This window comes from Streptococcus sp. 2018WUSS126, from assembly GCF_044427425.1.
GTDB lineage: Bacteria > Bacillota > Bacilli > Lactobacillales > Streptococcaceae > Streptococcus > Streptococcus hashimotonensis.
On record NZ_JAOTGB010000012.1, the window covers coordinates 1 to 12,460 of the forward strand.

At 40.4% G+C, this 12,460-nt stretch carries 8 protein-coding genes; all 8 read left to right on the forward strand.

Annotation, left to right across the window (positions count from 1 at the left end; all coding sequences use genetic code 11):
• The first annotated feature begins 89 nt into the window (after positions 1–89).
• The 8 genes from ODU34_RS05640 (at position 90) to rpsD (ending at position 12,449) form a co-directional block, all read left to right on the forward strand.
• Positions 90–1,883: a VirD4-like conjugal transfer protein, CD1115 family gene (locus ODU34_RS05640; protein ID WP_398578407.1), complete on the forward strand. Its 1,794-nt coding sequence runs from the start codon at positions 90–92 to the stop codon at positions 1,881–1,883.
• Between the two features lie 17 nt (positions 1,884–1,900).
• Positions 1,901–2,152, forward strand: a complete 252-nt coding sequence (locus ODU34_RS05645) for a hypothetical protein (RefSeq protein ID WP_105183387.1) — start codon at positions 1,901–1,903, stop codon at positions 2,150–2,152.
• Between the two features lie 2 nt (positions 2,153–2,154).
• On the forward strand, positions 2,155–6,990 hold the full coding sequence (locus ODU34_RS05650; RefSeq protein ID WP_238144833.1) for a PBECR4 domain-containing protein: 4,836 nt from the start codon (positions 2,155–2,157) through the stop codon (positions 6,988–6,990).
• Between the two features lie 70 nt (positions 6,991–7,060).
• Positions 7,061–7,486, forward strand: a complete 426-nt coding sequence (locus tag ODU34_RS05655) for a hypothetical protein (protein ID WP_024395629.1) — start codon at positions 7,061–7,063, stop codon at positions 7,484–7,486.
• Positions 7,487–7,711: 225 nt separating this feature from the next.
• A complete protein-coding gene (locus ODU34_RS05660; RefSeq protein WP_105183386.1) occupies positions 7,712–8,107 on the forward strand; it encodes a plasmid mobilization protein in 396 nt (131 codons plus the stop codon).
• The gene (locus ODU34_RS05665) at positions 8,101–9,744 is read left to right on the forward strand and encodes a relaxase/mobilization nuclease domain-containing protein (protein WP_024412025.1); all 1,644 of its coding nucleotides are present in this window, start codon (positions 8,101–8,103) and stop codon (positions 9,742–9,744) included. The genes ODU34_RS05660 and ODU34_RS05665 overlap by 7 nt, the downstream gene beginning before the upstream one ends.
• A gap of 233 nt (positions 9,745–9,977) precedes the next feature.
• Entirely contained in the window at positions 9,978–11,303 is a 1,326-nt protein-coding gene (locus ODU34_RS05670) for an ISLre2 family transposase (protein WP_162841324.1), read from the forward strand.
• A 534-nt stretch (positions 11,304–11,837) separates the two neighbouring features.
• Positions 11,838–12,449, forward strand: coding sequence for a 30S ribosomal protein S4 (rpsD, locus tag ODU34_RS05675; RefSeq protein WP_024407736.1), 612 nt, complete (start codon positions 11,838–11,840; stop codon positions 12,447–12,449).
• The last annotated feature ends 11 nt before the right edge of the window (positions 12,450–12,460 follow it).

The following is a 12,460-nucleotide window of genomic DNA, read 5'->3' on the forward strand; positions in this document are numbered from 1 at the left end:
GGCGAAGAAATTAGTCCAAGATAGTAGAAGCAGAAAGAAAAACACAGACAGTTCGGCTGAATTTCATCAGAATCAGCTTGAATCTATCTGTGTTTTTTATTTACTGGCTAGTTTTTGCCCAGTCTCTTTTCTTATGTCTTTGTTTCCAATCCCTCTATCGCTATTACCTCCTGTCGACAGAAGCTGTTCCCTTTATGGGGATGCTTCGGATGAGGTGGTTAGTGGAACATATAGAACAATTCTCTTTGACCTTCTCACTTGAACCACACTTCCTATATGTAGGTCTCCTTGGTTTTCTTCTTCCCTTATTGGCCTATGTCTCAGGAGACAGACAGGTCTATCGAACAGGAGAAGAACAAGGGAGTGCTCGCTTTGCGACCTTAAAAGAGATGAAGCGTTTTGAGGATAGAGAAATAGACAAGAACATGATTTTCACCAAACGAGCTAAGATGGGTCTCTTTAATTTTCGCTTAGCCTATCATGTCCAACTCAATAAAAATGTGATTGTCATTGGTCTTCCAGGGGACGGAAAAACCTTTACTTTTGTATTGCCTAATCTCATGCAGTTGAACTCTAATTTTGTGGTCACAGATCCCAAAGGAAACCTGGTCCACGAAACCGGTAAGATGTTAGAAAAGCATGGCTATGCGGTCAAGGTTTTTGACCTCATCCGCCTAACAAACTCCGATCGCTTTAATGTATTTGAGTATATGAGGTCTGAGCTGGATATTGACCGAATCTCAGAAGCTATTACGGAAGGAACAAAAAAGAGTGAACATATGGGAGAAGATTTCTGGGTACAGGCAGAACTCATGTTACAACGGGCACTCATTGGTTATCTTTATTTTGATTCTAAGGATCCGAAAACAGGTGTTTCTCACTACACCCCTCATTTGGGGCACGTGGCCGACCTCTTACGTCATCTGTACCGAGAAGATCCGGATAATCCAAGCCCAGTTGAGCAGATGTTTGAAGAGCTAGAAGAACACCAACCAGGTAACTATGCCTATAAGCAGTGGAAACTCTTTCAGAACTTTAAAGGCGAGACTCGAAACAGTGTCGTTGCGATTCTATCAGCTCGTTATTCCATCTTTGATCACCAGGATGTCAGAAACTTAATTAGCACCGATACGATGGAAATGGATACCTGGAACACCCATAAGACCGCTGTCTTTATTGCGATTCCTGAAACCAATAACGCCTTTAACTTCTTATCTTCTATCCTCTTTGCGGTCGGCTTTGAAGTGCTGACCCATAAGGCAGATGCCATTTTACAAGGAAAGGTTCCAGGTTATAGCAGACAGAATTTAAGACATATTCAGTTTATCTTAGATGAATTTGCGCAAATTGGCCGGATTCCAAACTTTGCCCAAGTTCTTTCGTCTATTCGAAGCCGAGAGATGTCCATTAAAATCATTATCCAAGCCGTGAACCAATTGGAGTCCCTTTATAAGAGTGACTGGAAAACAATCTTTAATAACTGCGCAACCCATGTCTTTTTAGGGACTAACGACAAGGACACCATGGAATACTACTCGACCAGGAGTGGGAAGCAGACGATACGCACTCGCTCCACTTCAAAAACACATAGCTATCGCAATGGTTCCTCTGGAGAAAATAAGCAAATCCAAGGCCGTCCTCTATTGACACCAGATGAGGTGGCTCGTATCGGTATTGAGGAAGGCTTGGTCTTTATCTCCAAACAACATGTCTTTAAAGATCAGAAGGCCAGTGTCTATGACCACCCAAGGCACGTAGAGATTGCTCATTCTCCACAGGATGAGAATTGGTATGACTATGTTCGATTGGGAACAGATATTGACGGACTATTGCTATATACAGATGATGTGACCTCAACATTTGAACAGCTAACCGCAGCTTAAGTAGAAAGGAAGAAGAAATGACAGAGACACAGGTAAGACTAGGCTATTTTGAAAGTATTTGCCAGGTCTTGGCACTAGAAACAGAAGATTTGACTGTGGAACACCCAAGTATCTGGAAACTCATTCAGACGGCAGACGAGGCAACCTTCTATCAATTGGCTCCTCATCTCTTTCTAACAAGAGACCGAACAGAACCTCTTCTAGCTTATCCATTAGAAGCTACAAAAGAAGAATACGAACGGTTTCGTCGATTACTAAAAGGAGAATAAGTATGGTCTTTACAAAAGCACAAGCCAAGGCTCTGTCCATCTTAGAGGTCGCAAAACGCCTCGGAATGGAGATGGAACGTAGCTCGCACAAGGAATATTACTGGAACGAACACGACTCATTTAAAATCAATACGGTAAAAAATACCTGGAACTGGTATTCTCGAACTGGGAAATATGGGGATACCATCAACTTAGTTCAAGAAATAAAAGGGGTGAGCTATAAGGAAGCGATGATTTTTCTAGAAACAGGAAATTTTCCTGAAGCCACCATTGTAGAAGAAGAGCGTAAACCCTTTAGGTACACGTTAGCCCCTTACGAGAAACCCTTTAGAAAAGCAAGAAGCTACCTCAAAGAGGCGAGAGGCTTGTCAGATGAGACGATTGATTTCTTCTTGGAAAAGGGAGTGCTGGCAGAAGCAAGCTACCGAGATAGGGATGGCTACGTGGAGGACGTCCTAGTCTTTAAATTTTTGGATCGCAACCACCACATTGTCGGAGCGAGCCTACAAGGCCTTTCTCCTTTCCCAGATCGTCATGAAGGCAAGGGCTACCTCAAGAAAATCATGTATCAATCAGAAGGAGTCGCCGGTTTAAACGTAGCTATTGGCTCTCCTAAGCGTCTAATCGTAGCAGAAGCTCCAATTGACCTTATGAGCTATTATGAGCTCCATAAGGATGAATTAGAGGATGTCCGTTTAGTTGCGATGGATGGTTTAAAGGAAGGAACACTGTCTCGCTATGCCATGGAAGTTCTCCAGGAAAGAGGAGCCGCAAAGGAAGTCGTTTTGGACTACACACAATCGAAAGACTTACGTCAAGCGTCAAACTTTCTATCTGAAACAGCCCGTTTAACGAATTTGTTTCATGATAACAACCATCAGGATTTCCTCACTCTTGCGGTAGACAATGATAAGGCTGGTCAAGACTTTATTGATCAGCTACAGGAGAAAAAAATCCCAGTTGTTGACGGAAGACCACCTCTAGCAACTAATGAGAAGAAAATGGACTGGAACGCTTATCTCCAGCTAAAAAAGAAAGGACAACTAATGGAACATCAAAGCAAACGTCTCACTCAAAACAAAGAAGTTGAACCACACCGAAAGGAAACAAAGTCTAAAAAAACAAAAACAGCAGAAGAACATTATTTCGATTGGATTGAGAGGATGGCCGCTACTGTACAGGAACAGCTACAACTTCCATCCCCTCCCACGTTAGCGTCTGAATTAGAAGCCGTAGTCGAACCATTCCTCACAACCGACTTAGATCAACTATTTGCCAAACGGCTTTCCTTAGCACTAGATACTCAGCGAGTAGAACAGTCTGAGATTCTATCTGTGTACCAAAAAATCGAACAATTGGATAAACAAATTAGCGAAAGAATGCGAGAAACAGAGCTTCGCGAATCTGAAATAGAAGTTATTTTCCATAGTTCTGACGAACCACTACTATCCCGATACTCCTCAGGAGAAATTATCCCATACACAGAGTTTGTTAGCATTCTTTATCCTAAAAATGCCAAACTTTTTAATGAGAACCCTCGCACAGGACCAACTGTTTCCTTTTCGAATGATGGGGGTACTTGGTTCGGACTTAGAACCGCAGATGGGCAGATGTTAGTTGAGCGTTTCCGTTATGATGTAGGATTGGAAGGGGAGTCTATATCTGAACGACTTAACAGAATCCTTTCGCCAGCACATTTAGAGCAGATAAGACAGATTGATACAGATTTTGATATTCCTTCTTATGTCGAAGATAAAAATAAAGAACTTGGTATCGAGGTGAAGCTTTACAGAGATAAAGAGCACATAGATACGCTAGATTTTAATGACTTGATTAATCACCCTAACATTGAAGAAATGGTCAATGAACTAGGTCACACCTCGCTCTCGTCCTATCCGGAAGAATTTACTATTGAAATTTTAGATAAACGCTTAAATCAGTCCCAGCTTACTGCATTGCTGGATCAGATTATTGAACTTGGTAAAGAAAAAGATGAATTAAAACAATTCCTGACAGAGCAACTAACAAGCCTTAGTCACTCTACTCGTCCAGATACTTTTCGTGCTTTAACAGAAAACGAAAGAACCCATATTAGCGAATTTTTTAAAACCCTAATACCCAATGTAACGACGAGCTATGAATTTACTGAAGAAGGAGTAGAGTATCTTTCTTATCGGATTAGGAATATGGAGTTTGCTTCCAGCCACCCAGAATTACGAGAGTTATCCCCTGAGGAACAGTATCAGTCTCTACTTAAGTTTTTTGATAAACACTATGGGAAACCATTCCCGTTACCAAGCGATCAAACTGTGATGGGGATTGAGCTACTGCAAGAAAAATTTGGTTATAACCCCAAATTGCCGTTGGCTGTCTATCGTGATAGCGCTCAGAATATGGATCGAATTGCTGAGAAGGAAGAAGAAGCCTTCCATTCTACTTTTGATAAGACGATGTTTGCCAAATCACTAGAACTGGTACAAAAGTATTCTCTTCAGGAAGTCATGGAGGGTATTGATATATGGTCTGGTGGAGATGAAGCTCGCTTAGAAGCCCTTAATTCGGACCTTAGAGATATATCTTTACAACCGCTTAAAGATTTCGTCGAAAGATATATTGACCCTAGTCTCTATTTGAGCCATGGATTTGAGGATAGTCCGCTGGCTAGTCTTTCGTTTCAAGATTTAGCAGATCTCTCTCATGAAAAAGGCTTGTTAGATGTAAATGGTAAGCTAGTTAATCAAAAAGACCATATGGAAAAAGAAAAAGCTCCTGACCGAGGTCAAGAGCCTATTAGCAATGCGGGCGATTTACATCGCAATCCCGATTCTTTAGGAGATATTTCTCCAAGGACAGCATCGAAGCCTGTTGTGAACGAATCACAACCTGATTTTCCTGTCATTGCTCCCTTAAAGTTTACCACTAAAGGAGAGTGGATGTCAACTCTTAAACCAGGTTACCATGTGATTACCGATGGCGAATTGAGGCGGCTCAATAAATTTGCACCAGGATTACAAGCAACGGCTCAGTGGTATTTGAATGAACTGGCGGGAAGTACAATTACCTATCTCTATCAAGATAGAGACGGCATTGGGCGACTAGACGTGCAATTCTCTGATGAAAATTTTGCACACCTGACAGGTATCTCTCCTAAGGGAACTGAGATGAAGCAAGTTGTCTATGATTTTGCGAATGGACAGGGGGATTATGGCAATATACAAGTTTCACATTCCATCAAAGATAAATCCATGGTATTGCCACTATTGCCAGATATTCTGTCATCTCAAGCCTTTGTCTTTAATGACTTATCAACGGTAGAGAAGTTTCATAAGATTGATTTGGAACAAGCAATCAAGACAGATGATGAAGATTTGTTGCTAGCTATTCGAGATGTAGATGGCGTTGGGGTTCCTGCTTCCATCATGCGAATAAAAGAAAAACTATCTGTAGAACTAGAAGGGAAAGAACAAGTTGTCCTGGGAGTCTATCGTGAACGAGACGACATTATCGAACAACTATCTATCCATCCAGACTATGTAAAAGATGGTGGACAGTCTATGATGACCGTCCTAAAAAATAAACAATATGAAACTCTCTCGACCTCACAAACGATAGAAGAAGAGAAAAAAATACCAAGCCTTTCTTCTGACAGACTACACGATGAACCGGCTCTACCAGTCTCCATAATGGATTCGGATGCGGATGGTATTTCAGATGAAGAGGAGAAAAAACAAGGAAGCAACCCTTACGATTTTCGCTCTCAACCAGCTACGAAACACCAAGAAGAAAGAGAAGAACAAGTGGTAGAAGACAGTAGCCTAGTTGTCGCAAACTTAATCCAAAATCAAGACATCGCTGGCTTAAACCGTCACCTAAAAGACGGCATTAAAGAGTATCTTGATTCAGATAAATACAAAGACTACTTAACTAAGATGAGTCAACTGAACAACTACTCCAGTCGCAACCTTCGTCTCATTCTTGCCCAACAGCCAACAGCTAGTCAAGTTGCTTCCTTTAAGCAATGGAAAGAAACATTTGGTCGCCATGTTAAAAAAGGGGAGAAGGCTCTTCGTATATTTGTTCCTATCACCTACATCAAGAAAGATGAGAACAATCAACCTATCTTAGATAAGGATGGAAAACCAGAAATAGGGACCACCTTCCGTCTCAAAGCTGCGGTCTTCGATGTCAGTCAAACAGACGGAAAAGAGATGCCAAAAGCTGTTTCAGATGTCAAGGACCAACTAACCGATCAGGACTACGGCAACCTTTATCGAACCCTGATGACGATTGCAAAAAACAATCATGTTTCCGTTCGTTTCGAGGAATTGGAGGAAAGTAGGAAAGGATATTATGACACAGCCAACCACCAAATCGTTTTAAATAAAGTTGGGATGAATAAGTCGCAACTCATCAAAACCTTCCTACATGAGACGGCTCATTCTGAACTCCATCACAAGGATCATCCACAGAAGGACCAACTGACAAGAAGTACCGCAGAACTCCAAGCAGAAAGCGTTGCGTACGTAGTTGCGTCTTACTATGGACTGGATACTTCTAACTATTCCTTCGGTTACTTAGCGAGCTGGTCACAAGACAAAGACACGCTGAGAGACCTAGAGGCACAGCTCGATATTGTCCAACAAGAAGCTAAAAGTTTGATTGAGCGCATGGATAAGGAAATGGAGGTCTTACGTTTATCCCAAGTTAAACAAACCCAACATCAGTTTGAAAATAAATTAAATCACTTTAAAGAACAATCAGACAAACAACTCAAAGAATTACAGGAAAAGAGGCAAGCAGAAGCTACCTCAAAAAAGGAAAAGGGTATCTCGAAATGACCAATCGAGATGTTCCAACACCGCCTAAGGTCACCTTAAAAACAACTCATCATCAAGGAGGAAATGTATCATGACACCAACACAAGAACACCAACTCATTCTCATCCTATCTGACTTCGTTCCAGTATTGGATGGAGATATAGTTCAAGCAATTAATCCAGAAGCACATCGTCTGACACGACAAATCATTTTAGCCAAACTCGAAGAAGAGGATGACTTCTTACTACAAGAACCTTCATTGTCTGACTGGATGGAAGAAAACAAAAGAGTCCTTCAAGAAGTCAGCGATGAGGAATTTCAAGAGGTCTTAAGAGAAACCATTCTCATTACAGAACTTCAAATTGGGCACTCATTATTTGACCCATTAACGGACGGACAACGAGGTCAATTAGCAGAAACTATTCTTCAAAACAAAATCAAAAACGAGGAGACCTCCAGTAAAAAATCAGTTGGCTTTTTCTCCAAAGCAACACATTTTTTAAGAGGAAGCCGTTAAAAAAACAATCAATTTTTTGAGAAGTGCTGCTCAAAAAGTGAGCACTAGGGGCTTGGGGTCTTCCCCAAAAATGAAAAAGGAGAGAAGGGAAAAATATATTTTTGACCTTCTCTGACTTTTTTAAAAATCGCAAATGGATATCCATTTGCTACGCTTGCCGGAAGAAAGGTAGGGGTGGGAGCCTCATTATAAAAGTATGGTTTTTACCAGGAGAGAAAAAAATAAATGGTACACAAGAAAGAAAATAGAAAACGATATATTCAGAAACTATTTCGTCTCACACCAGACGAGGACCGACAAATAAAAAAGAACATGGAACAGATGGGAGTGGAGTCTTTCCAGTACTATGCCAAAAATCAATTGATCCATGGTCAATTAGTTCAAATTGATTTTCCAGAGTTGAAAGCTCTTCGAGTAGCTATCAATCGAATTGGGTCCAACATCAACCAAATAGCCAAGCAGGCCAATGAGGACCAACACACCTCTACTGAGATGTTAGAACAAGTCTTGGGTCATCTAACGGAAATTCGAGAAATGGTTTCAGTCAAATTGTCAAGCGAGGAGAAACAAAGTCTCCAAGCGCGAAAACGAATAGTAAGGATGGATATAGATGAATGGTAGCTATTAAACCACCAATCCAAATTAAGACTACAGCTAATCTGAAACGTGCAGTCACCTATATACTAAAAGAAGCTAAAACAGTTCTGCCTATGAAAACAAAAACTGCTTTCCCCTTCCCAATTGTATCGAAAAATGGGAAATTACATTTTCAATTGGTTTCTGGTCATCAGATTGAGGATGTATCTATTGCAGATGAGGAAATGATTCTCACAAAACTAGCCGCAGCCTTTCATAAAGGAGACGATGATTTAAAAGAATTGACAGACAATAAACAAGTGCTTGCCCATCATATTATCCAATCATTCTCGCCAGAAGATAATCTAACTCCAGAACAGGTTCATGAGATTGGTCGGAAAACCATGCTTGAGTTTCTAGGACCAGATTATCAATTTGTGATTGCGACTCATACAGATAGAGACCACCTGCACAATCATATCATCATCAATACGACCAACAGCTCAACGTTAAAAAAATTACGTTGGCAGAAAAATACTCTAAAAAATCTACGGGCTATTTCAGATAAACATGCGGCTAAATATGGCGCAAAAATTATTGAGCCAGCGATGAAAAATTCTTATACCAAATATTCTGCCTGGCGTAGGCAAAATAATTTTCGTTATGAGTTAAAACAACGTCTTGACTTCCTCTTGAAACATTCTACCTCGTTAGAAGATTTCAAAGAAAAAGCAAAAGCTATGGATCTGCATGTTGATTTTTCAGGGAAGTTTGTCAAATACCGCTTACTGACTCCTTTGGATGGGAAGCTCCAAGAAAGAAATACCAGGGACGACACTTTATCCAAGAAAAGACTCTACGCCCTTGAAAAAATTAAGGAGAGAGTCTCAAAAAATCAACTTACATTTTCTACCTCGAGTATAAAAGAAATGTACCAACAGTATAAAGAAGAAAAAGAACTGGATTTTGAATTGAAACTCGATGTAGCTTCTTGGCAAGTCGAACAAGAAAGTCCAAAGGGGATTTATCTTCAACTGGATATGGGTGCCTTAGATAGTGGAGCCATCCTGATTCCTTCTCATAAAGTCGATAAAAAAGAAGATGGTTCATATACCATCTACATTAAGGAAAAAGATTATTTTTATTTTCTCAATCCTGACTACTCCGAGAAGAATCGGTACATGATGGGGGTGACTGTAGCGAGACAGTTGGCTAAACAAAATGGTGAGGTGCTCATTACAAAAAATCCTCATATTTCATCCATGCAAGAACTGGTTAAGGAATATAATTTCCTAGTGCAACATGGTGTGACAGATGGAGAGCAGTTTAGCCATTTGGAGGAACGCTTTAATCAGAAAATAGCTGACGTGGATAAAGAACTGAAACGCTTGGACAGTCGCTTAGCCCGTTATCATAAAATCGAGGGTGCACTTCTTGCCTTAGAAAAAACTCCAGAAAATACATTGTCCGCACTCCAACTATTGGATGAGATGGGGCTGCCAAAGGACATCAGCCTATCGGATATTTCACAACTCATCCAACAGTATGATATTGAAAAAGGAGCGCTTCAAGAATTTTTCGACGACACTTTGAGAGAGTATACTAATTACCGTGAACTGCAAGATGTGGTCCGTGTAAGAGAGCAGACTCATAAGGCTATGTCGGATGAAAAAATTCTATAGATGACTTACGGAAAGAATTTCCTAAGTGAGGTTTGCTAAACTAAAAAATGCTCCCCGTTTTTTCGGGAAGCATAGTTGCCTATGGCTGTGTGCTTAATTCAGAATTTTTTACCAAGACAACCTAAAAAATAGTATGCCACTAAATATTGTTTCTGTAAAGACCATTGATGACAATATCTGAAACTTACTTTCATGGGTTTTCAATGCTTTTCAAATCCAGTACAATGGATTGTATGAGATTTGATGAACGTAATTTTGTGACAGAAATGGATGAATACTGTAGACAGGAGTTTTTAAAACGAATTCGGGATTATGATGATTCTATCGCTCCAACTATGCGACAGAATGGCTATAAAAGAGTCGATGCAACGGAGCGAACAGTCCTCTTCACTTTCGGAGAAATCACCTTCTCACGAAACCGCTGGCGAAGAGGGCAGAAAACTCTTTATCCAGTAGATGAGTGGTTAGGTCTCGAAAAATATATGCGTTACTCTCCAGAGCTAATTTTTCATATGGCCAAACATGCCTCAAAACTATCTTATAGAGAAGTTTGTAGAACTATCTGTGATGCTTACCGTATTGGAGTAACGAAAGATGCTGTGTTGAAAGCCACTAAAGTAGTTGGACAACTTTTAGAGGAAAAAGAGCGCTATCGCTTTTATCTGGAAGAAGAACAACCCCCACAAAGAATCAAAGCAAGCAAGATATATCTAGAAGGGGATGGTGTGATGGTCAAAACCACTTCATCAGGAAATGAGCGTTCAAATACTGACCTAACACATTTTCTTGTCCATACGGGGGTAAAGCAAGTAACAAAAGATCGGTGGATACTCGAGAATAAACATGAGATTGTTCATGTTAACCATGAGAAAGCTAAAGAAGAGCTATTAGACTATCTCTATAACCATTTTGAAATTACAGACCAAACTATTCTTATTACTAATTCCGATAACGGGAAGGGGTATACCAAGCGCACCTTTCAAGAAATCAAAAAGGCACTTGGTATTAAACGTCATGAACATTTCTGGGATGAGTACCATCTGAATCAAAAACTGAAGACCTTCTTCAAACCCTATCCAGAAACCTTGTACAATTTAGCTCAGAAAGCTATCCAGACTCACAAGAAACCTCTACTCATCACAGTGTTAGATACGGTAGAATCCCTCATTGAGACAGAAGAGCAGTATGAGACTTACTATAGCTTCCGACAGAAGATGATACGCAACTTTAAGGATACCAAGCCAGCTAAACTAAGAAATTTATCTCATAAGGGTGTCGGTGTGATGGAGAGCCAGCATCGCAAAATCACATATCGCATGAAACATAGAGGGATGTATTGGTCGATTAAGGGAGCTTGTACGATGGCTAAGATGATTCTCTTGGAGAGGATAGATAAACTGGATGAGGTATTCTTTGGGGATTGGCGCAAAACCTATCAACCCTATCAGAACCAGCGTTTTAGCGCAGGAAGAGCCAACAAGAAGATAGAAGAACCACCTAATATCAGACGTTATCACTCAGGACATAAGACAGGTCGATGGTCGACTCATGCAAAGTAAAATCTAAAACCATAGAATACCGCTAAAAAAATGAGATTTTAGGGGCTTTTTCGTCATGTTTTGCTTGTGTTTTTGTATGGTTTGTGATACAATAATATTATAAAGAAAACGAAAAAAGGTGCAGGAGCGCTAACTCCCACACCACCGATTAAGACAAAGTAGAGTTTTGCTTAATCAGTCAAACAGTATTGTAGCATAAAGCAAACAATCACGTCAAGACTGGAGCAAAGAAAAAAACTTTGTTTCGGTCTTTTTTCGTAAGTGAAAACTATCTGCTTTCTTAGGGTTTTAAAGGGATTTTGAACTTTCCCAAAAATTTAGACACAAACATCGCTATATAAGGCTTTACAGAGCCTTTTTTTTGTGCTATACTATTCTTTGTGCGAAATAACAGCAGGGCAAAATGAAGCTCGTCAACAGAAGGTCAGCAAGAAGAGTAATCGTTGCTGTTTCGATGAAGGCCTCCTGCACGAATCAGGTTTGCTTAAAACGTTATTTCCTACAGAATACTTATTTTTTAGGAGGACATAACAAATGTCACGTTATACAGGACCATCTTGGAAACAAGCTCGTCGTCTTGGCTTGTCATTGACAGGTACAGGTAAAGAATTGGCACGTCGTAACTACGTACCAGGTCAACACGGACCAAACAACCGTTCTAAATTGTCAGAATACGGTTTGCAATTGGCTGAGAAACAAAAATTGCGTTTCTCTTACGGTTTGGGTGAGAAACAATTCCGTAACTTGTTCGTACAAGCTACTAAAATCAAACAAGGTACTCTTGGTTTCAACTTCATGCTTCTTTTGGAGCGTCGTTTGGACAACGTTGTTTACCGTCTTGGTTTGGCAACTACTCGTCGTCAAGCACGTCAATTCGTAAACCACGGTCACATCCTTGTTGACGGCAAACGCGTTGATATCCCATCATTCCGCGTTGAAGTTGGTCAAGTTATCTCAGTTCGTGAGAAGTCAATCAAAGTTCCAGCTATCCTTGAAGCTGTTGAAGCAACTCTTGGACGTCCAGCTTTCGTATCATTCGATGCTGAAAAGCTTGAAGGTTCATTGACTCGCTTGCCAGAACGCGACGAAATCAACCCAGAAATCAACGAAGCTCTTGTCGTAGAATTCTACAACAAAATGCTCTAAGATTTGTATCG